23 protein-coding genes and 2 pseudogenes are annotated in these 25032 nt (G+C 55.0%); 13 read left to right on the top strand and 12 right to left on the bottom strand.

The window, feature by feature from the left end:
- The first annotated feature begins 7 nt into the window (after nt 1-7).
- Nucleotides 8-1513, top strand: a complete 1506-nt coding sequence (locus FDY98_RS20495) for a tripartite tricarboxylate transporter permease (protein WP_027957856.1) — start codon at nt 8-10, stop codon at nt 1511-1513.
- Between the two features lie 85 nt (nt 1514-1598).
- On the opposite strand, the gene FDY98_RS20500 is transcribed toward FDY98_RS20495, so the two are convergent.
- The 5 genes and pseudogenes from FDY98_RS20500 to FDY98_RS20520 form a co-directional block, all read right to left on the bottom strand.
- The gene (locus tag FDY98_RS20500) at nt 1599-2684 is read right to left on the bottom strand and encodes an ABC transporter ATP-binding protein (protein WP_051430619.1); all 1086 of its coding nucleotides are present in this window, start codon (nt 2682-2684) and stop codon (nt 1599-1601) included.
- The gene (locus FDY98_RS20505; RefSeq protein ID WP_196518321.1) at nt 2681-3460 is read right to left on the bottom strand and encodes an ABC transporter permease subunit; all 780 of its coding nucleotides are present in this window, start codon (nt 3458-3460) and stop codon (nt 2681-2683) included. Before FDY98_RS20505 ends, FDY98_RS20500 begins: the two co-directional genes overlap by 4 nt.
- Nucleotides 3461-3525: 65 nt before the next feature.
- Nucleotides 3526-4359 (bottom strand): ABC transporter permease, encoded by an 834-nt coding sequence (locus FDY98_RS20510; protein WP_027957858.1) that lies wholly within the window; start codon nt 4357-4359, stop codon nt 3526-3528.
- Entirely contained in the window at nt 4356-5180 is an 825-nt protein-coding gene (locus FDY98_RS20515; RefSeq protein ID WP_027957859.1) for an alkaline phosphatase family protein, read from the bottom strand. Before FDY98_RS20515 ends, FDY98_RS20510 begins: the two co-directional genes overlap by 4 nt.
- Before the next feature lie 54 nt (nt 5181-5234).
- Nucleotides 5235-6289: pseudogene (locus tag FDY98_RS20520) on the bottom strand (ABC transporter substrate-binding protein).
- 293 nt (nt 6290-6582) lie between these two features.
- Between FDY98_RS20520 and FDY98_RS20525 the strand changes: the two are divergent.
- Both FDY98_RS20525 and FDY98_RS20530 read left to right on the top strand, forming a co-directional pair.
- Nucleotides 6583-7359, top strand: a complete 777-nt coding sequence (locus tag FDY98_RS20525; protein WP_081742672.1) for a UTRA domain-containing protein — start codon at nt 6583-6585, stop codon at nt 7357-7359.
- Nucleotides 7360-7401: 42 nt separating this feature from the next.
- Nucleotides 7402-7614, top strand: coding sequence for a hypothetical protein (locus tag FDY98_RS20530; RefSeq protein ID WP_155706125.1), 213 nt, complete (start codon nt 7402-7404; stop codon nt 7612-7614).
- Nucleotides 7615-7693: 79 nt separating this feature from the next.
- Here FDY98_RS20530 and FDY98_RS20535 read toward each other — a convergent pair whose 3' ends face one another.
- From FDY98_RS20535 to FDY98_RS20560, 6 genes are all read right to left on the bottom strand, one after another.
- The gene (locus FDY98_RS20535) at nt 7694-8350 is read right to left on the bottom strand and encodes a hypothetical protein (protein WP_155706141.1); all 657 of its coding nucleotides are present in this window, start codon (nt 8348-8350) and stop codon (nt 7694-7696) included.
- A gap of 159 nt (nt 8351-8509) precedes the next feature.
- A complete protein-coding gene (locus tag FDY98_RS20540) occupies nt 8510-9250 on the bottom strand; it encodes an SDR family NAD(P)-dependent oxidoreductase (protein ID WP_027957863.1) in 741 nt (246 codons plus the stop codon).
- Between the two features lie 63 nt (nt 9251-9313).
- Nucleotides 9314-10102, bottom strand: coding sequence for an SDR family NAD(P)-dependent oxidoreductase (locus FDY98_RS20545; RefSeq protein WP_035539224.1), 789 nt, complete (start codon nt 10100-10102; stop codon nt 9314-9316).
- Nucleotides 10099-11457 (bottom strand): MFS transporter, encoded by a 1359-nt coding sequence (locus tag FDY98_RS20550; protein ID WP_035539226.1) that lies wholly within the window; start codon nt 11455-11457, stop codon nt 10099-10101. The genes FDY98_RS20545 and FDY98_RS20550 overlap by 4 nt, the downstream gene beginning before the upstream one ends.
- Nucleotides 11458-11512: 55 nt before the next feature.
- Nucleotides 11513-12394 (bottom strand): polysaccharide deacetylase family protein, encoded by an 882-nt coding sequence (locus tag FDY98_RS20555; protein WP_027957865.1) that lies wholly within the window; start codon nt 12392-12394, stop codon nt 11513-11515.
- A 429-nt stretch (nt 12395-12823) separates the two neighbouring features.
- Entirely contained in the window at nt 12824-13855 is a 1032-nt protein-coding gene (locus tag FDY98_RS20560) for a GntR family transcriptional regulator (RefSeq protein WP_197029755.1), read from the bottom strand.
- Between the two features lie 346 nt (nt 13856-14201).
- On the opposite strand from FDY98_RS20560, the gene FDY98_RS20565 reads away from it, so the two are divergent.
- From FDY98_RS20565 to FDY98_RS20585, 5 genes are read left to right on the top strand one after another with little or no spacing between them, the layout of a single operon-like run.
- Entirely contained in the window at nt 14202-15722 is a 1521-nt protein-coding gene (locus tag FDY98_RS20565; RefSeq protein WP_027957866.1) for an NCS1 family transporter, read from the top strand.
- A 53-nt stretch (nt 15723-15775) separates the two neighbouring features.
- Nucleotides 15776-17140 carry an amidase family protein gene (locus FDY98_RS20570; protein ID WP_051430620.1) on the top strand — a complete coding sequence of 455 codons (1365 nt, stop codon included), beginning with the start codon at nt 15776-15778 and terminating at the stop codon, nt 17138-17140.
- A 39-nt stretch (nt 17141-17179) separates the two neighbouring features.
- A complete protein-coding gene (locus FDY98_RS20575) occupies nt 17180-17482 on the top strand; it encodes a hypothetical protein (protein ID WP_027957867.1) in 303 nt (100 codons plus the stop codon).
- 24 nt (nt 17483-17506) lie between these two features.
- Nucleotides 17507-18550 carry a CobW family GTP-binding protein gene (locus FDY98_RS20580; RefSeq protein WP_027957868.1) on the top strand — a complete coding sequence of 348 codons (1044 nt, stop codon included), beginning with the start codon at nt 17507-17509 and terminating at the stop codon, nt 18548-18550.
- On the top strand, nt 18543-19766 hold the full coding sequence (locus tag FDY98_RS20585) for an ABC transporter substrate-binding protein (protein ID WP_081742673.1): 1224 nt from the start codon (nt 18543-18545) through the stop codon (nt 19764-19766). The genes FDY98_RS20580 and FDY98_RS20585 overlap by 8 nt, the downstream gene beginning before the upstream one ends.
- Nucleotides 19767-19825: 59 nt before the next feature.
- Here the strand turns inward: FDY98_RS20585 and FDY98_RS20590 are convergent, their stop codons facing one another.
- Nucleotides 19826-20683, bottom strand: a complete 858-nt coding sequence (locus FDY98_RS20590; protein ID WP_027957870.1) for an ABC transporter substrate-binding protein — start codon at nt 20681-20683, stop codon at nt 19826-19828.
- A 246-nt stretch (nt 20684-20929) separates the two neighbouring features.
- On the opposite strand from FDY98_RS20590, the gene FDY98_RS20595 reads away from it, so the two are divergent.
- The 5 genes and pseudogenes from FDY98_RS20595 (at nt 20930) to FDY98_RS20620 (ending at nt 25027) form a co-directional block, all read left to right on the top strand.
- A complete protein-coding gene (locus tag FDY98_RS20595) occupies nt 20930-22498 on the top strand; it encodes a TonB-dependent receptor (RefSeq protein WP_155706143.1) in 1569 nt (522 codons plus the stop codon).
- A complete protein-coding gene (locus tag FDY98_RS20600; RefSeq protein ID WP_155706146.1) occupies nt 22408-22968 on the top strand; it encodes a TonB-dependent receptor domain-containing protein in 561 nt (186 codons plus the stop codon). Before FDY98_RS20595 ends, FDY98_RS20600 begins: the two co-directional genes overlap by 91 nt.
- A 179-nt stretch (nt 22969-23147) precedes the next feature.
- Nucleotides 23148-23369: pseudogene (locus FDY98_RS20610) on the top strand (spermidine/putrescine ABC transporter substrate-binding protein); the annotation flags it as partial.
- A 519-nt stretch (nt 23370-23888) separates the two neighbouring features.
- Complete coding sequence (locus FDY98_RS20615) at nt 23889-24335, top strand: PIN-like domain-containing protein (RefSeq protein ID WP_155706151.1); 447 nt, start codon at nt 23889-23891, stop codon at nt 24333-24335.
- A gap of 44 nt (nt 24336-24379) precedes the next feature.
- On the top strand, nt 24380-25027 hold the full coding sequence (locus tag FDY98_RS20620) for a PIN-like domain-containing protein (protein ID WP_155706153.1): 648 nt from the start codon (nt 24380-24382) through the stop codon (nt 25025-25027).
- Nucleotides 25028-25032 lie beyond the last annotated feature (5 nt).

Here is a 25032-nt window from a genome sequence, read left to right on the forward strand (position 1 = left end):
CTGACACATGTATGGAAGTTTGATTGATGCACTCCCAGCGGTGCTGTCTCTCGGCAATTTCGCCGCTGTCGTGCTCGGCGTTATAACAGGCATCTGTATTGGTGCCTTGCCCGGGCTCAGCGCCACCATGGCAATCTCGGTACTGATTCCCTTCACCTTCGGCATGGACCCACTGGTGGCACTTGGCATGATGGCCGGTATCTATAACGGCGCCATGTACGGTGGTGCTATTCCCGCGGTTCTGCTGCGCATTCCCGGCACCCCCGCCGCCGTAGCCACCAGCTTCGACGGCTACCCAATGGCCCAGCAAGGCAGGGGCGGTTATGCGCTTCAGGTCTCAGTGGTGTCATCCGCCATCGGTGGCATCGTCTCGGCTATCGTGCTCATGCTATTGGCCCCGCCGCTGGCCAAGGTAACACTGCTGTTTGGCCCCTCCGAGGTTTTCTGGGTCGCCGTCTTCGGCCTCTCGGCCATCGTCTTCCTGCTCGGCGGAGACGTCCTCAAGGGCTTGTTGAGCGCCTGTTTCGGCGTTTTTGTCTCGCTGGTCGGGCTAGACTCTATCTCCGGATATGACCGCTACACCTTCGGCCACCTGGAGTTACTCGACGGCATCAACATCGTGGTGCTACTCGTCGGGCTCTACGCCATACCGCCGGCAATCGCCCTCCTGGAGGAAGTCGTGGATGTCGACACCTCCACGGCCAAAAAGCTCAATACGACGAGCCTCTGGAAGGCCTTTCCGAGCATGCTGAGATTCTGGAAGACTTGGCTGCGCTCTTCGGTGATCGGCGTGTTCGTCGGCATCCTGCCGGGCGCTGGCGGATCAATGGCGGCCTTTCTCAGCTACAACGAAGCACGTCGCGCATCCAGTAATCCCGAAGACTGGGGCAAGGGCGAACCCGAGGGCGTAGCGGCCTCCGAGACCGCCAACAACGCCGATACCGCCTCAGCACTGATTCCCGCCTTGACGCTCGGCATCCCCGGCACCGCGGTGGCTGCAGTGATGCTCGGTGGCCTGATGATCCACGGTCTGCAACCTGGCCCGATGCTCTTCCGTGACAACCCCGACATTGTGTTCGGCTTTATGTGGCAGTTCCTATTCGCCGCCATCTTGCTGATCGTACTTGGCGGCGCCCTGGCCACCAACAGCTTTGCGCAGGTTCTGCGTCTGCCGCGTCCACTACTTGGCGCTTTCATCATCACCCTGGTTCTAGTGGGGGTCTACTCGATCAATGGCCGGATGTTCGACGTTTACTTGATGCTGGGCTTCGGTTTTATCGGCTACTTTATGGACAAACTGAAGTTCCCATTGCCCCCAGTTGTGCTGGGCCTCATTCTCGGTGGCTTCGCCGAGCAGAACTTGCGTCTGGCTCTGCGTATTGGTGGCGGCGATTGGACAGCCTTGGCAGCGAATACAACGTCGAAGGTGCTTATTGTCATGATTCTTCTTGTCATTCTTATGCCTCTCTTTTCACGACTGTCCCGCCGCAAGAAGAGTGAGTCGACGGCATAGTACCTCGTTAATAATTTAGGATGTGCGCTGCTGCAGCTATGCTTTAGAGCGCCACGGATAAAGGACATCGATGAACGGCACCTACTCACTCTACGAACACCTGAACCTCATCGAGATCCACCACTACCCCTACTTGGCTGCCTTCCGTGAGCAGATGCCGACTACCGCGATTGAGCGTATCGACACAGAGCGCCACCTCGGCGCACTCCACCGAATAACGCACGATGTTGCCGAGCAGTTGGCAGCGGCGAATGACGCCAGAGCACTCCGGGCCAGGGCGAGCCGGTCGCTCCACGCCCATCGCTCCGTCTGCCAGTGGCTGGAGGTAAAGGGCCTCTGGCCGCAGCGCCACGCGTGCTGAGTCGAAACCCTCTCCTAACAGCGGACGGGCCTGATCGCCGAGCAATATGTTGTAGTGCCCCATAAAGCCCGCCGCGTGGTAGTCCCTGGGCCGTGTATAGAGTTCTTCGGCGCTTCCCTGCTGCAGAATGTGCCCGTCATGCATCAGGAAGATACGGTCAGACATCACCAGTGCCTCTTCCTGGTCGTGGGTCACAAACAGGGTCGTCAGCCCTAATGTCTGCTGGATATCGCGCAGCTGCTGACGTAGATGGCCGCGGATACGGGCATCGAGCGCTGAGAGCGGCTCATCCATCAATAGGATACGTGGCTCAACCACCAGCGCTCTTGCTAAAGCCACGCGTTGGCATTGTCCGCCGGAGAGCTGGTGGGGAAACTTGTCAGCATGCACATTGAGCTCTACCAGACGCAGTACCTCATCCACCCGGCGGCGGCGCTCCTCATGCGGCACCTTCTGCATACGCAGGCCGAAGGCGACGTTGTCGGTCACCCGCATGTTGGGAAACAGCGCATAATGCTGGAAGACCATGCCAACACCACGCTGCTGCGGTGGGAGTGCGGTGATCTCTTCGCCATCCACCACGATTCGCCCCTCATCCAGCCGATTCAGCCCGGCAATAGATCGCAACAAGGTCGATTTTCCGCAGCCAGAGGGCCCCAGCAGCGTGACGAACTCACCCTTAGCTATCACCGCATTGATGTGCGAAAACACCTGGGTAGTGCCGAAACGCTTGGCCAACCCCTCGAGATGGAGATAGCCAGAGGCCAGGGGGCTGTCGTTGGCTACCGGAGCACCGCTTAGGGTCGTCATGGGTTGGCCCCCTTGGTAATGGCGTGACCGGCCTGACGGTTCCCCAACCAGGTCAGCAGCAGGGTGAACAGGAAGAGCGTTATCACCAATGCGCTGGTGAAGTGGCCGCTGGAGCCACGCATATTGTTGAGATACACCTGCAGGGTCTCGAAGCGCGTGCCTACCAGCATGTTGGCGAAGACGAACTCGCCGATCAGGAAGGAGAAGGACAGGAACACGGCGACCTGCACCCCTACGCGGATATTAGGAAGAATGACCAGGAGGAAGGCCTTGAAGGGCGTTGCCCCCAGCAGTTGCGCGGCTTCCATCAGTGACCTTACATCGATGGTGCGCAGGCTGTTGGCAATGGCCCGGTAGACGAAGGGCAGCGCGATCGTCACGTAGGTAAACATCAGAATCCAGGGGGTGCCCACCAGGGGCAGCGGGCCGCCCGCGTAGAGTTGCAGCAGGCCTACCGAGGAGACCACAGGAGGCACTGCAAAGGGCACCAGGATAAGGCCACCCATCCAGGCATCCAGCCGTGGATAGCGGGTATGCGCCAGGAAAGCGACCGGCACCACCAGCACCAAACTCAGCGCCAGCGCGCCTAGCGTGACCAGCAGTGAGCGGGCGAAGGCCCACTGAAAGCGCGGTGTACTCCATAGCTCCCAAAACCACTTCAGGGTCACCCCATCAGGCAGGAGGGTGGCCCCCCAGCTGGACGCCAACGCATACCCCAGGGTGGCGAGCAGCGGCAGCGCCAGTAGCGTGAACACACCCCACACACACCAGTGCATAGGGCGACGGCCAGGCAAGGCGAAGTGCTGGCAGTGGCGACTCCCCTGGTCGGGATAGGGTGAGATCAGCGTTCTGCGACATAATGGCTCCTGCGCACTATCCACTGCTGAATCAGGGTGACCATTGCCAGTAACCCGACCAGAACCAGCGCCAGGGCGCTGGCCAGATTGGGCTGCAGGAAGAGATCCCCCGAGACCAGATTGGCGATACGGATAGTCATGAGGTTGTAGCTGGTATTGACCAGCGCATAGACGGTGGCATAGGCGCCCATGGCGTTGGCGATCAGAATCGTCAGCGTCCCCGCCAGTGCCGACCGGAGGATCGGCAGACCGATATGGCGCCAGTAAGCGATGCGCCCGGCGCCCAGCAAACTGGCAGCGTCCCGCCACTCTGCCCGCAACCCCTCGAAGGCAGGAAACAGCAGCAGTATGCCCAGGGGAATCTGGAACCAGGTGTAGATCACGATCAGGCCGTTGCGCGAATAGAGCGAGAAGCTGTCGATCAGCCCTAGACGCTGAAGGGCTATGGTCAACACCCCGTTGGCGCCCATCAGGATGATGAACGCGAAGGCCAGCGGTACACCGGCAAAGTTGCTGGTCATATTGGTGAAGGCGATCATCCAGCGCCGCAGCGGGCCGCTGGTGCGGGTCAGGCTGTGGCACGCCAGGGTGGCGATGATCAGCCCCAGAAGGCTCGAAATCAGTGAGATCTCCAGACTGCGCCCAATGGCCTGCCGAAAGAAGGGCGAACCCGCGATTTCCCTGAAGTGGCCGAGCCCCCAGGCGCCCTCGACGTGGAAGGCACTGATGGCAATCCAGCCGAGCGGCGCCAGTTGGAAGGCCACGAATACCAGCGCAAAGGGTACCAGCCATAGCCAGGCGGGCAGTAGACGCTTCACGACGCCGCCCTCCCCTCGACCAGCAGCTCGGCGTGATAGGGTTTGTCATGCTCCAGGCCCAGCAAGGTGGCCAAGGTACCGCACAGCCTTGGCTGCTGCAGCGATGCCACCGGCGCATGAGCAAATGCCTCGCCAAATAGCCATAGTGGCACCCGGCGCTCCTCCTCCAGCAGGCCCGAGTGAGAACCGTCGGCGTTCATGCCATGGTCGGCGGTCACCATCACCTGGTAGCCCTCAGCCAGCCACTGCGGCAAATAGTCTGCCAGGGCGCTATCGGCGCGACGTGCGGCGTTGCGGTACTGGGGCGAATCCCCGCCATGGCGATGACCGGCATCATCGACATTCATGCTGTGCACCAGCAGAAAGTCAGGGGCGTTGAGCCGGCGCAGCGCTTCGGCGTCGCTGAACAGGTGATCGTCAGGGTAGTGATCCTGCCAGTAGAAGAGACCCACCTGGATCGCGCTCTCCGCATTCTGGTGGAAACGGTGGCGGGCAGGCACAAAGGGAGCCTCAAGATAGAGCTCGCTGACCCAGTGATAGGCCGCCGCAGCGGTACGCCGCCCTTGACGAACCGCCAGATCGAACAGGTTGGTGCCCGTTGATCGGCGTACCACTTGGTTATGTACCACCCCCGAGTCCACAGGCCGATCGCCGGTCAGCAAACACTCATAGAGGGGGCGGGACATGGCTGGCAGCTCGCAATTAAGCGCGTGGAAGCTGCCACGGCCCGCTTCACAGAGGGCATGCAGGTGACCCATTGCGTGCCGCCCCACGGCATGGTTAAGGCCATCAAGCACCACGAGAATGACGCGATGAGACATCACATGCTCCTTGCCGCCTCGGGGAGGCGGCCGTCAGTCGGGAAGAGGAGGCGGTTACTGCTGATGGATCAGCACCTGGGACTGCCACTGGCTCGGCAGTTGCCGAGCGCTCATTTCCCAGGCGTCGAAATCGTCTACCGCGCGGGCATTGGCGTACTGCTCATTGGGCAGCAGTTTGGCGGCGATCTCGTCGGGAGGGTCAGGTGCTCGGCGCGAATCGGGCGGGCATACCCCTCCGCCAGGTTGAACTGCCCTTCGTCGGAGAGGATGAACTCGCGAGCCAGCTTGGCCGCGTTTGGATGCGGGGCGTGCTTGTTGATGATGGTGGCGTAGCCAGAAGTCACCGAGGCATCGGCAGGAATGACCACATCGAAGGCATCACGGTTGATCTGATCACGGTAGTTCAGCGCGTTGAAGTCCCACATCAGCGCCACCTCGACTTCCCCCTTCTCGAGGTTGGCGATGCTGGGATCCGCCAGTGACAACCGCCCCTGGCGGGCCAGCTCGGCAAACAGCTCCAGTCCTGGCAGCAGGTCATTTTCATCACCTCCGTTGGCATAGGCGGCGGCGAGCACAGAGCTGTTAGCCTGCGCCGCTTGCCCTACGGCGCCCAGCGCTACGCTGTAGTCGCCCTCGACCAAGTCAGCAAAGGTGCGCGGCCGCTCCTCCTCCGGCACTAGCTGCTTGTTGATCATAAAGGCAATAGTGCCGGTATAGCCCAATACCCAGTGGCCGTCCTCATCCTTGGCCCAATCGGGAATCTCTTCCCAGGTCGTCGGCTTGTAGGGCTGAGTCACGCCTTCTGACACGGCGATGGGGCCAAAGCTGATGCCCACGTCACCGATGTCGACGGTGGCGTTTTCACCCTCGGCCTTGAACTTGGCAATTTCCTCGGCGGAGCTCATGTCGGTATCCATGTGCTCCAAACCATACTGTTCGTGCAAATCGGCCCAGGTGTCTTTCCAGTTGGCCCAGGAGTCCGGCATGCCGACGCTGTCGACGCGCCCCTCCTCCTGGGCAGCGGCGATCAGTTCGGACAGGTCGGTATCCGCTTGGGCTTGGCTGGCGAGAAGCGCCGTTCCGAGCGCAGCGGTTAGCGTCAGTTGCAGCAGCGACGAGCGTGTCGGATTCACAGTATGGCCTCATTCGGTTAGTCAGGGTGATGCCGCCATCTGGTCTAGTTCAGTAACGGCTGACAAAAGGCATACTAGGGAGTGGAAATGACAAAGGCATGTCGCTTGAATGACATTCACATGTCCTTACAATAGCGACAATTGCTGCTGAAATTGTCGGTTATAGCTCAAACATGTCATCCCCCTGACATGATACCTTCGCTAAAATAATCTGCAGACGACTGCGTGCGAGCTTACGCAGCCTGAACTAGACCAGAAGCGAGCTTCCTTTGACCACTACGCTGCCACACGCCACGCCATTTAGCGCGGATAACGCTTTACCCCGCCTGACGCCACCGACCAGCCGCCTTCAGCAGGCGCTACTGGGCATGCTGGCCGAGGAGGCCCCCTCTGCCACCGGGCGCCTACCCTCCGAACGACAGATGATGGAGCGCTTCTCAACCACACGCATCACACTGCGTGAGGCGTTGATGCAACTGGAAGCCGAAGGTCGCATCTATCGGGAGAGCCGCCGCGGCTGGTTCGTCTCTCCTCCTCGTCTTCGCTACGACTTACTCGCCTCTCTGCCGTTCAAGGAAATGGTAGCGTCCCAGCAGCGCTGCCCGGAAACCGAGGTACTCAAAGCCACCCAGTGCCCCGCCCAACCCAAGGTCGCGGCCCGCCTGGGCATCCTGGAAGGAGCACCGGTTTTCCACATCATCCGGGCACGCCGTATCGATGGGCGCCCCGTGCTATACGTCGAACACTACCTGCGCGCGGACTGCTTCCCCGGGATCCTCGAGCACGACCTCGTGACCTGCTCACTCACCGAGCTCTATCGCAGCCACTACGGCATACGCATCAGCCGTGTCAGCTTCGAACTCTGCTCCACGGTGCTGCATTGTCGTGCGGCTGAGGCACTGCGCGCGGCCTCGGGAGGGCCTGCTCAGCGAGTTACTCGCATCAACTACGACCAGAATGGCCGAGCCATCGATTACGACGATGAACTTTGGCGCCATGATGCGATTGAACTCACTGTGTCGGCGGCGCCGCAGGGTAGTGCATAGCGCCGCCCCAACGCGTTGTTATAGAGGAGCCTTAGCCGTTGCGTGCATCAAGCACATGAGCCAGAGCTGCTTTCTGAAAACGGCAATCACGCCATGTTAGAGGGCTACAACTGCAGCATCCGGAGGAGAAACGCAGCCACCCTGGTTTACCAAGTGGATGTCAGCGCCTGCATTAAATGGAAACGCTTACTCAGGCCAATGGCTGTGCAGGAAGTAACTGGCTTTTATAACACTTCAGATACAGACTCTATTTAGTAGATGGCAGGGATACATCATGACTTATATTAAATATTATTAGCATATATCTCTAGATATCTACAAAACCCAGGTCTATTCAGGACTTACAAACAACTTTGCGACTATCCCCCCATCTACTAAAAAGCCATAGAAAAGTGCTAACGAGAAGCGATAAAAACAATGAAAGCCAAAATGCAAAACTGGAAGGCAATAATTCGATACTTGCACTCAACATAGCACTAAACGCTACCAAACTGAGCATTCCAAGCTGCGTATTGGCTAACGTAACACGCGCTACTTTAACTCCATATCGCTGATGAAGCGTCAGCGCTATCGTTAACATTCCGATAGGGAAACTCAGCACAATACCCGAGATAGCAGGATCGACATTCACCAATAGAATTGTCGCTAAACAGACAACACCTCCCGCTAACACACCGCGAACGAGCAAATCTCCCCAACGTACGGGTGCCGAAACGGGCTTGGAAGAGAGCCCGATTGAATTAATATAAACCCGCGAAAACAGTAACATTATGCCGAAAAGCGCCAAGGCTAGGAAAACGCCTCCTGGCAGCTGATCCGCTATTGCTGCAGCCAGTAACCAAATAAGTGCAGAGCAAGCAACACTCGCAAAAGCCCCCAATCTCTTAGCCAGCAGCACGTAGCTAAGACAAAATAGCAACGTTGCCAACATAGCATGCAAAGAGCCCAGTGCCGCATCAGCGACGAAGGGGTCGGATTGCTCACGAATCATGAAGAAGTAGCCTGGGCCCAGGACTATTGGCGTACCTGCCAAAACACCTCCGATTTTGGGGCCCAGGCGAACGGCTGCAAGCGATACGCAGACCACCACCAACGTGGTGGAAAACCACTTTACAAGAATAAGGCTTAGCATAAGTCTATTTTCAGCCCGCTACATGACGTCGCCACTGTTAGGCCCGAGCGTTTGCCCAAGGTAAAGATCGCCATCGGGAGAGGCAGCGAGCATAAGCGCCGTGGGCGCCACTTCTTCTGCTGTTCCAAACCGACCGAGAGGAAGTTCGGCTTCTTTATTGGCCACCCACTCTTTACTAAGCCCTTCTAACATCGGGGTTAGAATAGGGCCTGGTGCGATGGCATTGGTAAGAATCCCATAAGGTGCTAACTCTCTAGCCATCGATTTAGTAAGCCCCAATAGCCCAGCCTTCGCTGAGCAATAGTGAGATAAACCCACTCCCCCTTTGAGCGCTAGCTGGGAGGAAATATTGATGATCCGGCCGCTTTTTCGCTTCACCATCTGCTCGGCAACATAGCGTCCCACCAAGAAAGCACCGCGCAGATTAATACTGATCATTCGATCGAACGTCTCAGCAGACATGTCTAAGAAAGGCGTTTCATCCAAAATGCCCGCACAATTGACCAGCACATCGATAACTTGGTGATGATTTATCACCTCATCAACCATCGACTTTACAGAAGCTTCATCAGCGACATCGGCACCATGATGCGTTGCACTTTCCCCGAGTAATAATGCTATTTCTTCACATGCCTCAAGATTGCGATCAGCCAAAGCAACGGTGGCGCCTTCCGCATGAAAACACTCCGCAATAGCCCGGCCGATACCGCTAGCACCACCCACGACAAGAGCAACTTGTCCCTGAAGTTTTTTAGACATAAGGATCACCCAGCTTATTAAATAAAAGAAGCGAGGATGTCTCCTCGCTTCATAGGCAAACGATTAGCTCGGCCAACGCACGGTCAAGCCGCCATCGACCACCAGTTGCTGGCCTGTTACGTAGGCTGCATCGTCACTGCTCAGAAAACGCGCAGTACGGGCTGCTTCATCGGCATACCCCACACGCCCTAAAGGAATTGATTTACCGGCTGCCGCTAAGCCGTCAGGCCCCAGCGAATTAACGGGATCCAACGACTGAGGCGTCTCGATCAGTCCTGGAATCAGGGTATTAACACGAATACCTCGGGGGGCTAGCTCAACTGCCAGAGACTTTACTAAGCCTACTAAGCCACTTTTGGCTGCCGCATAATGGGCATGGTTATCCCACCCATACACGCCCCCTGCGATAGAGGAAATAGCCACCATAGCGCCGCCTTCCTGCATTAACTTGGAAGCGCTACGGAAGACTCTCATTACCCCCGTCAAGTCTACGGATAGCATGTCGTCCCATGCTTGATCGGTAAGCTCACCTAAGGGTGCCTGGCGTAGAATGCCTGCCCCAGCAACAACGATGTGTAGGGCACCAAAGGTGTCGATAGCCTTCTGCGCAAAGTGATCGCATTGACTAGCATCTCTAACATCTAAGGCAACCGCCACACACTCTCCGCCAATGGCTTTTACCGCAGAGACCGTTTCCTCTACATCATGGGGGTCGTTCGGGTAGTAGCCTGCCACTACCTTAACGCCAGCCTTGGCATAGCGGACGGCAAGGGCTTGCCCAATGCCGCTAGCGGCACCTGAGATGATAGCCACCTTGCCTGCCAAACCATCGTCGCGCGCTAATACGCTCATGCCACAGCCTCCTCCATTGGGTCATTTTCGAGGTGATCCACATGGCGCGTACCGAACATCAACAAGCCACTGAGAACTAATGGCAAAGAGCCCGCCAAAATCGCTGCCCAAATCATACTGACGCCAATCGTCAGCAGTATGGAAACCAAGCCGGAACCAATAATCGCGCCTACCGGGGCCATTACGTGAGCCACGTTAGTCCCCGTACCACGAACGTGCGCAGGGAAAGATTCGCCCATATAGAACAGAATTGCCGCAAAAGGGCCAAGCAGGAAAAACAGTGTGATGGCGTACATCATGTAGATAAAGCTGTCATCCGCTGGGCCAAGCAACATAACGATGCTGGCTAAACCGCCCAGCAGGAACCCCATCAGCACGGTGTTACGGCGGCCGATACGATCTCCCATCCATCCATGGCTCAGGTAGCCGACAAAGCCAACGGCGTTAGCCAGAATCAACACGTAAAGAGAGTTTTCAAAACTAACCCCCTTCGCTTCAACTAGTACGGTGGTACCCAGCACCGCGAAGACTTGAATTGCCATCCAACTGAATAGCCAAACCAACGATAGCGAGATGGTATGACGGCGCAATTCTGGTGAAAAAACCCCTTTTAGACCCAGATTATTTCCAGTGTCGACCTCAATATCTTGCTCAGCAGCCAACTTTGCTGCGCCTTCTGCGTCTCCAGCCTTACGACGACGCTCTACTTCTTTAATAGCCGCAAACACGGGCGATTCAGGCAACTTGACTGCCATCACTATCACGATAATCGAGGCACAAGCGGCAACAAAGAAGCTGCCGCGCCAGCCCACGATGGGCAATAACAGTGAGGTCATACCTGCAGCTAGTAGAGCACCCACAGGCCAGCCGCTCTGTACAAGGCTGTACATGAAGCCCCGCCCCTTGGCCTTCTTATAGATCTCATTGAGATAAACGGCGTTGACTACCTCTTCTGAAACCGCAAAGCCAGAGAAGGCGCGAATAATAACCATCGAAGCCGCTCCTATGGCGACACCCGATAGCCCAGAACTCACTGCTCCACCAATCACCAGTAAAATCAGCGTTTTCTTGCGCCCATAACGGTCAAGCATGAAGCCGACTACCAGCGAAACCAAAAATACGCCTATCGTTGCAAAGGTGTTAATGGCAGTGGCTTTAGCCGCACTCCAACCAAAATCCTCAGCAATGACAGGAAGCAATGTTCCAAACAGGGTGTAGTCGTAGACCGACGCCACCCAGGCAATGAAACAAACCAGCGAGGCATAGCCGATCTGTTTTTTAGTGATGACAGCATTCCAGGGCTCATCAGCGTGCTGACTTGCCTCGGAAGTCGTATTTGAATTTGGCTCGGCCATCGACTTCACCCTCTTTTCAATTATCGTTTTGTATTATTAATAATGCTTATCGACTTCAGCTACGCGGGCTGCGCTTAGCGAAGTCATCAGCGATCTCATCGAAGGTACAGAAGCGCACACCCTCATGGCTCTGCATATGCTCAATCAGACGCTCAAGCATCATCAGCACTTGAGGGCGGCCCGAAACATCAGGGTGAATGGTCATGGTAAACACCGCGTAGTCGTTCTCGCGGTAGACCCAATCAAACTGGTCTTGCCACATTTCACCCAAGTGGCGTGGGCTAACAAAACCATGACTGTTAGGCGACTTTTTGATGAACATCATCGGTGGGAGGTCATCGAGATACCAGTTGGCAGGAATCTCGATCAAATCGGTTTCCTCGCCGCGAACCAGCGGCTTCATCCATTCCTTTGCAGGCTTGGAGTAATCAATCTTTGTCCAGGAGTCGCCGACGCGAACGTAATAGGGGTGGAAATCATTGTGCATTAAGCTGTGGTCATACTTAATGCCACGCTCAAGTAAAAGCTCATTGGTGACCGGACTAAACTCCCACCATGGAGCCACATAGCCTGTTGGGCGCTTGCCGGACAGCTTGGTGACCAGCTCAATGTTGTAGTCCAGCACGTCCCGCTCTTGCTCTCGCGTCATGGCGATGGGGTTTTCGTGACTATAGCCATGAACGCCAACCTCGTGACCGGCATCAACAACCGCTTTCATCTGCTCCGGAAAGGTCTCAATGCTGTGGCCGGGAATGAACCAGGTCGTCTTCAGGTTGTAGCGCTCAAACAGTTTAAGCAGGCGCGGTGCACCAACTTCACCAGCAAACAAGCCGCGGGAAATATCGTCGGGCGAATCCTCACCACCGTACGACCCCAGCCAGCCAGCGACGGCATCAACGTCAACACCAAATGCGCAGAGAATCTCTTTTTTAGCCATTTTGAACACCTCGTTATTAATACTTGGTCATGGTGTGCTTGCAGCAGGCGAATGATCACTGTCACCAAACGCCATAAATTGAAGATTGGACACAACAGTCATTTTTGTCAATGAAGTATTATCAACACCCAAAAATGCTCAATGCATCGTTTCAAATCGCACCAAAAAGGCAAAAAATCGCTAAAAGGCCCAAAAATAAGGCTATAAGCTCGATAAATTCATGAATTTTGACAGCAAAAACCCAGACTGCATGGTGCAGCACATTTTTGAAGGAGAGCTGAAAACTATGGAAACGCCCCAAAATTGGGCATTTTTTTGACTTTTAAATCCAGGTTACGTTTCAGAAGAGAACCCAAAGCGCTAGAAACTGCCCTTATCGCAAGTAGCTAGCGCTTTAACAGGACAACAGGGGCGTTCAAAGAGAGCGGCTCAAGAAATTTTGAGCAGGTAAGGCGGGAGGTCTGGCTCTGGAAAAACTGACAATACCTTTAGCCGGCGCCGGGTACGCTCGGCAGCCGCCTGGAGATGCGCTTGTAAACTTGAAGCGGCAGCATCGAAAGCACCAAACAATAGATGATCAAGTACCAACTGATGCTCCCTCAAAAGGGGCTCGTTCGGGGGCACACCGACCGTTTGAAAAAACATACGGTTTACGATGACCGGCAGTTGGCTCTGAGCAATCATCTCGCAAGCCTTGCGGTTTCGGTAATGACGCAGGCATCGCTGATGCAAATCTTGCTCAAGGCGTGTGATCGACTCCGCACTCTGTAGTTCAGGATGGTCAATCAAGCGCTGAGTGTTTGCTTTCATCGCCTCTAGTTCAGCTTTATCCAGCAGAGGGCCTGAAGCCCTAAGAGCCGCCGGCTCAAGCAGAGCACGAATTTCGAAATCTTCAGCCACTGCCTGGGCGGTAAGGGGCCCCGCCAACCAGTGCGAGTAATTATCTTTTTCTACCAACCTTTGGTTGCGAAGGCGTCCCAACACTTGCCTGGCGACGGTACGACTGACGCCATAATATTCACTCAGCGTCGTCTCAACGATGCGAAAGTGACCAAAGGCTAAGCAAGTAGCAACAGCCTCCTCCACCTCGGCATATATACGATCAGATATCGGACGGGCATCGATCTGGGACTTATAGTCAGGGGCTAGCCCCAACATCTCCGGTGTCAGTGTCTGACGCTCCGGTGTTACCGTTTCAGGCTCCGGCGTCGCCAAAAAGCCACGCCCCTCAAAGCGACTTATCACCCCCTCTTGATGCAATAGCTCAAGCGCCTTGCGTACTGGCCCACGGCTGGTTCCATACATCCTCGCAAGCGGCCCCTCAAGCAGCACCAAGCTGGGCGGCAAACGCTGAGACAGAATGGCATCGCGTAACGATTCTTGAATCTTGGCATAGCGTGGAGCTTGCCCTTCTTGAACGCTGTTAGAACTATCGTCAATGGTCAGAACCACATCCTCCACAAACTTATCCTTCCCTAGTTATTACCAAGTCCTGCTTAGCTACCACCATCAAGGCAAAGATACACGTAAATTGTTATATCTTAACACTTCCCACCCCGCCTTTTGAGCCGAGCAACACCGGCAATAGCCTGCCAAACACCCTCAAACTGATACTCACCAAGATTTCGTGTAATTTTTTCTATACAAAACAAAATATTAGATTATTTAACGCCAGTCTGCGCCGTAGAATTACAGCACGCCACTTGCCAGATAATGTTTTTTGTATCCATACTACATTTTATAACTTTAAAAATGAGCACGCCATTGTCACCAAAACTGACTACCAACAATTCAGGGGAACAATGCAATGGGACATACAAAAGACATCAACGAATCAGCAACGTCGGCTGGATCAAACAATAGCCATCAGAGCTTGCTAGAAGCCTCCATTTTGCCGGTCTGGCTGAATCAGCGAACGATTGGCTTTTTTGGTTTTATATGGTTATGGATCGGCATGGCCGTCATCATTGCCACCTTCCAACTCGGCGCGGGTGGTGTTGCTGGCCTACCACTGATTCAGGTCGTGGCGATCATCTTTTTTGCCAACCTTGTGCTTGGCATCGTCATGAGTCTGACCGCTGATATTGGTACAGAACACGGTCTCTCTTTTGCCGTCTACTTACGCGCCCCCTTTGGGCTCAAGGGCACGCATCTTCCTGCGGTCTCCAGGGGCGTGGTCGCTGCCATTTGGTTCGGTGTACAAACTTACCTCGGCGCCCTGGCCCTTAACGGCATTGTGGAGTACCTGTGGGGGTTTGATAATTGGGTATTGTGGTATGTGCTTTTCGCGGTAGTGCAGATCGTCAACACCGCTCTCGGCATTCGCGCAGTAGAATTACTGGCCTCTATCGCCGCCCCCTGCATCGTCGCCATCTCAGTCTGGATGTACTTCACGCTCAACGTGTTAGCTGAGACCAACGGCATCAATATCTGGACGTTTGTTGGCGATCAACAAGTAGTGCCTTTGGCGCTGTTCTTCGCCAACATGGCTTTTTGGTCAGCACTAGCGGTGGATATTCCCAACTTGACCCGCTTCCTACGCACGCCAGGAGGACAACGCAGCTTCTTCGCCCGCAATCGCAACGTCTTCGTCGCACAGTTTCTGGCCTTACCTGCGACTCAGGCCTGGGTGGCGTTGATTGGTGGCGTGTCCTTTATCGCGGCAGGTGACTGGAACCCCGTCACCGTCATTCAAGGCCAGGGCGGGGGCTTCACCATGGTGGCACTATTAGCCATGGTGATATTGGCTCAGTGGTCTACCAATAATGCCGCCAACCTGATTCCGGCCGCCCTTACCTTCGTCAATGCCGGTGCACCTCGTATTAGCTATCCTGTCGCCTTGGTCATCGCCGGTATCATCGGCACCGCTTCCATGCCTTGGCTGATTCTGAACAATTTGTTTACCTTCCTTAGCTACTATGGCGCGGTACTCTCCGCTGTCGGCGGCATCATGGTCGCGGATTACTATATTTTGCGGCACCGTCGCCTTAATGTGCCCGCCTTGTACGATCCCGAAGGCCAATTCCGCTTTTTCAACGGCTTCAATCCAGCTGGCATTATCGCCTGGCTGGCGGGCGGGGCTATGGCACTCATATTCCTAGAGTACGCTTATGCCGTTGGTTTTATCACCGCGTTGGTGGTGTACGTGATACTGATGAAAACCTGGGTCCTGCGTCGCTATCCTCAAGAAGAGCTAGAGAGCAATTTTGATGATCGTTTTCTGGCGACATCAGTAGGTCTTAATTGGGTCTACACCGAGCAGAAACGCTTCGAGCGCCTGACAACCGACGACATCCCGACCTCTGCGCTTAAGCGTGAAGATCGCTAAGCTGGCATTAATCGTCGCTACAGTTCCAGTCGACCAACTCGGGGAATCTTTTTATGGTCTCTTACCCAAGCACTGCCCTTGCCATCGGCGAAGCCATCAAACATGGCAAGCTCGACCCTATAACGCTGACGCGTCAATGCCTGGTGGCGGCTAAAGACAGTGACTCAGTTTTTATATCGCTCACTGCGGAGCGTGCAATGTTCGAGGCCGAGGCCGCCGCTCGGCGCCAAGCGCACGGCGCTTCGCTAGGGCCGCTCGATGGTGTCCCGATCGCCTGGAAGGATCTGTTCGATATTGCTGGGGCAGTGACGACTGCTGGCAGCCGAGTGCTCACCGAAAAACCCGCCATGTACGATGCCACGGCGGTTCGCCATGCGACATCGGCTGGCATGGTATGCCTGGGCAAGACCAATCTGACTGAACTGGCCTACTCAGGCCTGGGGCTGAACCCGCACTATGGCACGCCTCACCATACGCCGGGTACCGGAGAACCCAGAGTGCCCGGCGGCTCCAGCTCCGGCTCAGCAGTGGCAGTTGCCAAGGGTATCGTCCCTGCAGCAATCGGAACCGATACGGCAGGCTCGCTTCGTGTACCTGCCGCTTTTAATGGTCTGGCATCCTATCGCCCATCCCAAGCTCGCCATAGTCGGCAAGGCGTCACTCCCCTAGCCCATAGTCTGGACACCATTGGTGTCATCGCTAATTCCTTGGAAGACTGCCTGGCCATCGACGATGTCATGCGAGGAGAAGAGGTCACAACGCGGGAGGGTGTTGACCCCGAACGCACGGTAATCGTGCTGGATACCGCCTATCTGGAGGATGAGCGTATCGAAGAAGGTGTACGGCAAAACCTGGAGCGCAGCGCCGAGCAGCTTATTAATGCTGGCTTTCACCTGGTCAAACGCAAGCTTGCCAGCGTGAGCGACACTCTGAACCTCATTCAGCATCACGGCTGGCTGGGCGCAGCAGAAGCTTACACCGAGTACCGTGAGCTGCTGGAAAGTGACGCTGCAGAGGCTATGGATCCAAGGGTTCGGCAGCGATTATTGAGTGCGCAGAAGATGGCACCGGACAGCATAGTGACGCTTTATCGCCAACGCAGGGCACTGCAAGCGCAGCTTCGCCGTGAACTCGCCGGGGCGACGCTACTCTCACCCACGGTTGCCCACACGGCCCCCCTCCTTGCCCCTTTGGAAGATAACCCAGAGCGTTTCGCTGAAGTGAATCTCGCCACGTTGCGGCTGAGCATGGTGGCAAGCCTGCTGGACTCCCCCGCTATCGCACTGCCCAGCGGTGTGGACGAGAACCAGCAGCACACCAGCATCCAGCTAACGGCACCTTGCGGAGAGGATGAAGCACTTATGCGCGTAGCGCTTGCCGCCAGCCATCACTTGGGCCTCTCAACTGAACCCCAATAGGCCCGTTGCCACTCTGAATCAACTGTTAAAGGAGCTGTTATGTGCGGATTATGCGGCGTATTCGGCGGTGAAAACCACTGGAGCACTCACATCGAAGACCCTGAGCAGGCCCATTACGAACGTCGCCGTGCCAGGGCCTATCGGGCAGAACTGATCAACCGCGTACTCAAGCCACATCGCCTCGTACTCGAAGATTTTCAGGCCTCCAGCTTTGTGATTGCCAGCGCAACTGGCAAGCGCGAGATCGTCCAGGATCTAGGCGGCATCTGGCGCCAAGCCGAGCTGATGACCGGGCGGGATATCGACCCGTTGGATGCAAATTTTCTGGCTTCGTTAAACTAATGCGCCCCAGAGAGGAACCGATCAATGAACGACAAGACGCCACTGCTACCGGTGCACGTGATATCCGGCTTTCTGGGCAGTGGCAAAACCACCTTGCTCAAATCGGTACTGGCCAGTGAAGACTTCGGCGACAGCGCCGTGCTGATCAACGAATTCGGCGACGTGGGCCTAGACAACCGCCTGCTGGGTGAAATCGCCGAAGACGCCGTGCTGCTCTCCAGTGGCTGTGTCTGCTGCACCATTCGTGGCGAACTGTCTGATGCGTTAAGGCGCCTGATGTCACAGCGGCAGGACGGCAAAATTCCGCCCTTCAAGCGCATCATCCTGGAAACCACTGGCCTGGCCGACCCCGGCCCCATCGCCTCAACGATCACCGCTGATCCTGTACTGCGGCACCATCTGCGCCCAGGCACCAATCTCACTCTGGTCGACGCCCTCAACGCCACTGCCAGCCGCAAGCTCCAGCCGGTGTGGGAATCTCAGATTGCCGTCGCCGACAAACTCGTCATCAGTAAGGTCGACCTGGTCGATCAAGCCCAGCTTGATGAAGTTCAAAGCCTGATTGACTCCATCAACCCGGCAGCGCAGCAATTGGGGCAGGAAGCCTTAAAGCAGGCCAGTGATGAGCTATTCGGCAGTGGGCCGCATATTGACCACTACAGCTACTCAGAGGTAAAAACATGGCTTGGGCCCTGGCGTAAGCCGCCAACACCTGACGCGGCTGCTCATCTTGGAGATGTTCAGTCATTCCGCCTCTGCTTCGACGGCGAAGTGGACTGGACGTGCTTTGGCCTTTGGCTATCGATGTTGCTCAACCGCCATGGCAGTCACATCATGCGCGTCAAAGGCGTGCTGCATGTCAAAGGGGATACCCGCCCGGTGATCATACATGGCGTTCAGCACACCGTTCATCCACCCGAGCACGTAGACGCCTGGCCTAAAGACGACCGCATCTCGGAGCTGATTTTCATCACTCATGGCATCACCGCCAAGTGCGTGACAGACTCGCTGAATACCTTCATGAATGCCGTTAGCAACCACCCAAGCCCCAGGATATTCCATGCATGAAGCTGCATCACCCAAACCGCTAGCCATGCCCTATGTGCAGCGAGGCCCCGTTACCCTAAGGGTGCTCGGCACCTCGGTAACGCTGCTTGAAAGCATTCGCAAGCGTGCTCGGGAAGACTTGGGCCTTCGCCTAACCTTTGAGGTGCTCGATGGTGTTGCCGCACAGCAAGCGGGGGTATTAACCCCTGACAGCTTCGATATCTATGACCAATGGTTTCACAACGTGGACTTCGTGTGGCCCGCTAATGCGATTCAACCCATTCAGGTGGATCGCATTAAACACTGGGATATGATCAATGACCTCCCCAAGACAGGAAGGCTGACACCCCACGCGCCCCTGGGCGCAGGCAGTAACCCGGTCAACCTCCTCTATGTTCAACCCGATGGCAGCTACGGTTCTCGCCCAAGTGGGCATATCACCATGCTTCCTGTTAGCCACAATGTGGACAGCTTCGGTTATCGCACAGACATGCTCCCCAAAGGGCTGGATATCAACAAAGAGAGCTGGAGCTGGTTGTTGGACAAGCGCTGGAAAGGCATGGTCAGCCTGCAAAATGACAGCGCCATCGGCGCAATAGACGCCGCACTGGCAGCAAAAGCCGCAGGGCTGGTTGAGTTCGAAGACCTGGGTAATCTCAGCCTGGCAGAGATCGACAGCCTGATTGATTGCCTTATCAATCTTAAGCGTCAGCAACACTTCCGCGCCTTCTGGAGCAATCAGGATCAAGCCTCTTCAGATATGGTTCGCGGCCGGGTCGGCATCGAAAGCCTGTGGTCACCCGCCATGACTGACCTCAAAAAACGCAACATCCAGGTGCGCATGGCAGCGCCAACAGAGGGCTATCGCGCCTGGTACGGTGGCATGTCAATCTCACGCCATGTGAAGGGGCGCACGCTAGATGCGGCTTATGATTACCTCAACTGGTGGATCTCTGGATGGCCCGGCGCCGTCATGGCCCGCCAAGGCTATTACATTTCCACCCCTGAACTGACCCGCCCTCACCTATCCACCGCTGAGTGGGACTTTTGGTACGGCGGTAAGCCTGCCGCCAAGAGCCTTCCGGGCCCCGATGGCACTTCTGATCTGGTTCATCGAGGCGAAATCCGCGACGGCGGAGACTACCAGACAAGAATGAGCCGCATCGCGGTGTGGAATACCGTCATGGATGAGCATAACTATTTGGTAAGGCGCTGGAATGAATTTATGTCTGCTTAAGGCCGGTGCTTGATCTAGCATTTGGCCTGATCGAAAAATGGGATTAAGAGCGCAATCGCTTACTCGAAGGGGTTGCGTAACACCAGGGCAGAAACCAGCTCCCGAGCAAAGCGTTGAGCGGAAGGCAGCGCGCCAAAACTCCATACCGGTGGTAAGCGCAACAGAGTGGCGTTTTTAACGCTGGGTAAATGTTGCCATAAACCACTTTTCGCCAGCGTGTCTTCGACCCCAGCGGGCACCGGCTCGACAACGACTAGCGTGGCCTCAGGAAAGTCGTAGAGCGCTTCGATACCCACGAGTGAAAATCCCCAGGCGTTGGTGGGCCGATCCCAGGCATTGGTCAAATTGATTCGTTCAAGCACCGCATTATAGAGACTGTTGTCGCCAAAAACCCTGACATGGCGGGCATCCATGAATTGCACCATCAGTAGCGGCGGTGCATCGGGGCGCTGTTGGCTAAGCGTGTCCATCAACGCATGCGTTTCGTTGATTAGCTGCGCTGCCTGCAGCCGGTGGCCGGTCAACTCACCTAGCTGCCGGGTGAGTGTTTGTATCTCTTGCCAGGTATGAGTGCCGGGTGAATAGGGGGAGAACGACGTGACGGGGGCAATTCTCTCCAGACGCTCTGTCAAACTGGCGAACATCGGCGAAGTGAACGTTTGCGTCGGTGGCGATTGCGCCATGAGTTCGAGGTTGGGCTGTGATCGCAGGCCAAGATCTGCAACGCCGTCGGGGATCCTTGGCTCCCCTACCCACTCATGGTAGCCATTTTGTTGAGCGGTACCACTCAGCGGCGCCTCAATGGCCAGTAGCGTTTCAGCAATGGTCCAGTTGATAGTGGCCCACTGCGCGTGGGCACTCGAAAAGGGCAGCAAGCAAGCGGCCGTTAAACAGCAGCGAGCCAAGAAAGAGAGCATCGACCGGTGGCACATAGCAGCGAGAGCATCAGAAAAAAGGAATCACATTGAGACGTCAATGCGGATTTTTGCAAGGCAGTACGGAAAAATGTCATCCGCATATGTTAATACATCTCATTTTGTTTATCATATAAAGCCATACCGGAAAGGTGACCATGGCACGACAGCCAAGCCTCCGCTTTCTTACATCGGTTTCATAAAAACGTGGCGGCTGGGCGCTGCTGTAAAAACGATAGGATCGACACTATGTCTCTTGGGAACACCTCCAACACAGCGGCTAAGCGCCGTAAAGCAGGGCTTCTGCGCGCGCTGACGCTGATCGCGATGGGTATTACGCCCGCGACCGCCTGGGCGCAAACGAGTGCTGACAATCAGTCTCTGGATACCGTCACCGTCACGGGCTCCGTACCGACCTATGGAGATACGCCACCTCCGGCTTTTGCCGGTGGCCAAATCGCGGCGGGTGGCCGAGTGGGCCTGATCGGTGAAAAGGACGCGATGGACGTGCCTTTCAACGTTATCAGTTATACCAGTGAGCTGATGGAGAACCAACAATCCCAAACACTGGGCGATACGCTTCAGAACGATGCCTCAGTATCGGTAGGGCTGGGCTTTGGCATCTATGGCGAAGCGTACAAAGTGCGCGGTTTTGACCTGAACGGTGACGACGTGGCTTATGGCGGCCTCTACGGTGTACTGCCACGACAAATCATCAACAGCAACCTTGCCGAGCGCGTCGAAGTCTTCAAAGGCGCCAGCGCCTTTACGTCAGGCATTCCCATCGGCGGGAGCGGCGGAATTGGTGGCACCATCAACATCGAGCCCAAGCATGCGGGGGATGACCCGATGCTCAATCTATCCAGTGGCTACCGCTCCGATGGCTACGGCGAAGTGGGCGTCGATGCTAGCCAGCGTTATGGTGATCAAAAGCAATGGGGGGCACGGGTAAGTGCCATGCGCGGCCGTGGTGACAACGCCATTGATGACGAAAACCAGCGCGATACCTCCTTTGTCGTTGGGCTCGACTACCGTGGAGATAAAGGCCGGATATTGTTCGATGTCGGTCATCAAAAGCTCACCCTGGATGGCGGCCGTTCAAGCGTCAACACCGGCGCGGCCACTCAGGTGCCCGCTGCGCCGGATTCCTCGTTGAACTACACCCCCTCTTTCGGTGGAACCGAGCTAGAAACCAATTTCGGCATGGTCAGAGGCGAATATGACCTCACCAACACCTGGACCGCTTTCGCGGCCTTGGGGGTAACCGCACGCTCGAAGGCATCGTGTCGGCGACTCCGCGCCTTACCGATGACGCGGGGTAACGCCAGTGTCAACGACTTCGAGACCAACAACCATATCGACAACGTCGCCAGCCAGGCGGGGCTTCGTGGGTATGTGTTGACCGGCCCGGTTAGCCATGACATCACCGTTGGCTACTCTAGCGCCTATCGCAAGTTCGACACGGACTGGAATTTCCTCGCGGCAGGCACGACCAACATCTACGATCCTGTCGATTTATCTCGCCCGGATGGCACGCCTTTCGTGGGGGGTAGCGTGACGCGCACACGCTCCCAAGGGGTCACGCTGAGCGATACGCTTGGATTCATCGATGACCGACTGTTGCTGACGCTGGGCGCACGCTATCAGGAACTCGAGATCGACGAACGTCCTAACGACGGCAGCAGCAATCGCTATGCCGATCGTCGGGTAACCCCGCCGTCGGCGCGGTGTTCAAGACCACGGAAAATATCTCGCTCTACGCCAACTATGTCGAAGCTTTGCGGGATGGCGGCACGGTCACCGATACCACAGCGCTGAACTTTGGGCAGCACTTGGGCATTGCCCATGCCGAGCAGCAAGAGGTGGGCGCTAAGTTCGACTACGGCAACCTAGGCGGTGGCATTAGCCTGTTCCAGATCGAGCTACCCTCTGCAGCGGTCGTCGATGGCGTCGGCAACCTGGATAACGAGCAGCGTAATCGCGGCCTGGAGCTAAGCCTTTACGGTGAGCCGACGACGGGAGTGCGCTTGTTCAGCAGCGCGACCTGGATAGATGCCGAACTCACCAAAACACAGGATGGCAACGAAGGAAATGACGCCACGGGCGTCCCTGAGTATCGTTTTGTGCTCGGTGGCGAATGGGACACGCCCTTCATCGAACGCCTCACCGCCACGGGTCGCGTCCTGCACACGGGCTCCCAGTACGCCGATGTCGCCAACGACTTGCAGCTGGACTCCTGGACACGCCTCGATCTCGGCCTGCGCTACCACACCGGTCGGTGGCGCTAATTGGGTCTGGCGCGCAGGCATCGACAACGTGACCGACGAAAACTACTGGTCCGGCGCCTCGACCTCCTTTGCGAACTACCTGGTTCAAGGCGAACCGCGTACCTTCAAGCTTTCGGCGACTGTCGAGTTTTAAGTAACGCACTCTATTTACCGTTACCATGAAGGCGCTTCCTATGAAGCGCCCTCACCTTTCCGCTGCGGAGTGGGACTTTTGGTATGGCGGCAAACCTGCCACCAAGAGCCTTCCAGGCCCCGGTGGCACCGCTGATATGATTCATCGAGGCGAAATCCGCGACGGCGGAGACTACCAGACAAGAAGGTGCCGTATCGCGATGTGGAATACCGTCATGGACGAGCGTAACTATTTGGTAAGGCGCTGGAACGATTTTATGTCTGCTTAAAGTCAAGACTTCGCACTGGCAAGCGTGATGACCATGAACACATACCCCCGCCTCTAGGTTCTCACGACCTTACGCGGAGCTCTTGCTTCCTCGGCACTTTGTCTCTGCCCACCAGTTCCCATCTAATCAAGGCTGCGCCTGCTGCATGCCTGCCAACGCTTGAGAATATTACGAGCCCTAATCAGCAGGCCAAGAAGGAGCGTTGAAAAGAAGACTGACAAGTCTCAGCCCAATTAAGCGGCTTGTGCTAGGCTAAATTCAGTAGAGAATTGAGCGTGAGCCTGAAAGCTAAAAGGCAGCTTATGGCTACTAAAAATTGTCCTGAACGGGCATGCTGGCAAAATGTAGAAGACGCACAAATTCTGGACACAGGACCTAATTAATATTAACAATTAAAAATTCATGGGTTTGAGGAGCTTATCAGACTACATTTTTTTCAGACAAGTATGCCAGCATGTTCATGCAATCATAGGATCGGCCGTTAATACCCGTTAGACTTAACTTAATAAGGAGTAATCATTGTCAAAGCCGACATCAGTTGAAGAAGATTTAAAAAAATCTATTTCCTATCAAGAAAGGTTTGGTAGCACAGAATACATTTTTTCTAGTTATAAAAAGTTATCATTAGCCTCCATTTTCGACTGTATCGTCGTGCTAGATACAAATGTATTGCTTATACCATATACCCTTAGGAGTGAAGATGTTGTAGAAATCGAAAAAGTCTATGAATCTTTGTCGAAAAGGGATCAGTTGCTTTTGCCAGAGCATGTAGCAAGAGAGTTTGCAGCAAATAAGGATAAAAAGCTGTCTGAGTTATACAAAACAGTTTGTGACCGCAACATTTCTATCTTGAAAATACCTGAAGCTGCGATACTCAAAGGTACTAATGAGTTTAAGGAATTAGAGCAGCAAAGAGAGCAACTTGAAAGCGTGGCGAAAAGCTATAACTTTTCCGTGAAAAATTAGCAAACAAAATTAAGGACTGGTCTTCGAATGATCCTGTAGTTCAAATGTATAGTAAGTATTTTAATGGCACTACCATTGTTGGCCATGACAAGGATGATGAATATATAACGCGTGAGTTAGAAAGAAGGAATACTCATAAAATCGCACCAGGATTTAAAGACTCAGGAAAAGAAGCAAATTCTGCGGGAGACTTAATAGTTTGGCTAACAATATTATGTATCGGAGAAAAATATAAAAAAGATTTAATTTTTGTTAGCGAAGATCGTAAACCTGACTGGTGGAACCAGTCTAATGGATCGGCTTTCTCCCCTAAATTTGAGCTGCTTACTGAATATAAAAAAGCATCTTCAGGCAAAGAAATAAATCTATTAATATTTTCTGAATTCCTTGAAGCCTTTAATGTTTCCGAGAACATTATAGAAGATGTTAAAAAATCAGAAGAAGAATTCAGGACCATAAAATCAAAGAGTAACAAACTTATTCACCGGCAAGAAAATAGACTTAAAATACTAAAAGAGATAGAACTAGAAGGAAGAAATGTCACTCGATGTCAATTGTGCGGCTTACAATCAACAGAGGATAATAATGTTTTAAATTTACACTATATTACCCCTATTAACCATGGCGGTAGTGAAGACATTTCTAATGTGTTAATTTTATGTCCAAACTGCAATCTTCTGATGCACCGTTAGATCTG

The organism is Halomonas sp. PA16-9 (genome assembly GCF_009728585.1).
GTDB classification, from domain to species: Bacteria; Pseudomonadota; Gammaproteobacteria; order Pseudomonadales; family Halomonadaceae; genus Vreelandella; species Vreelandella titanicae.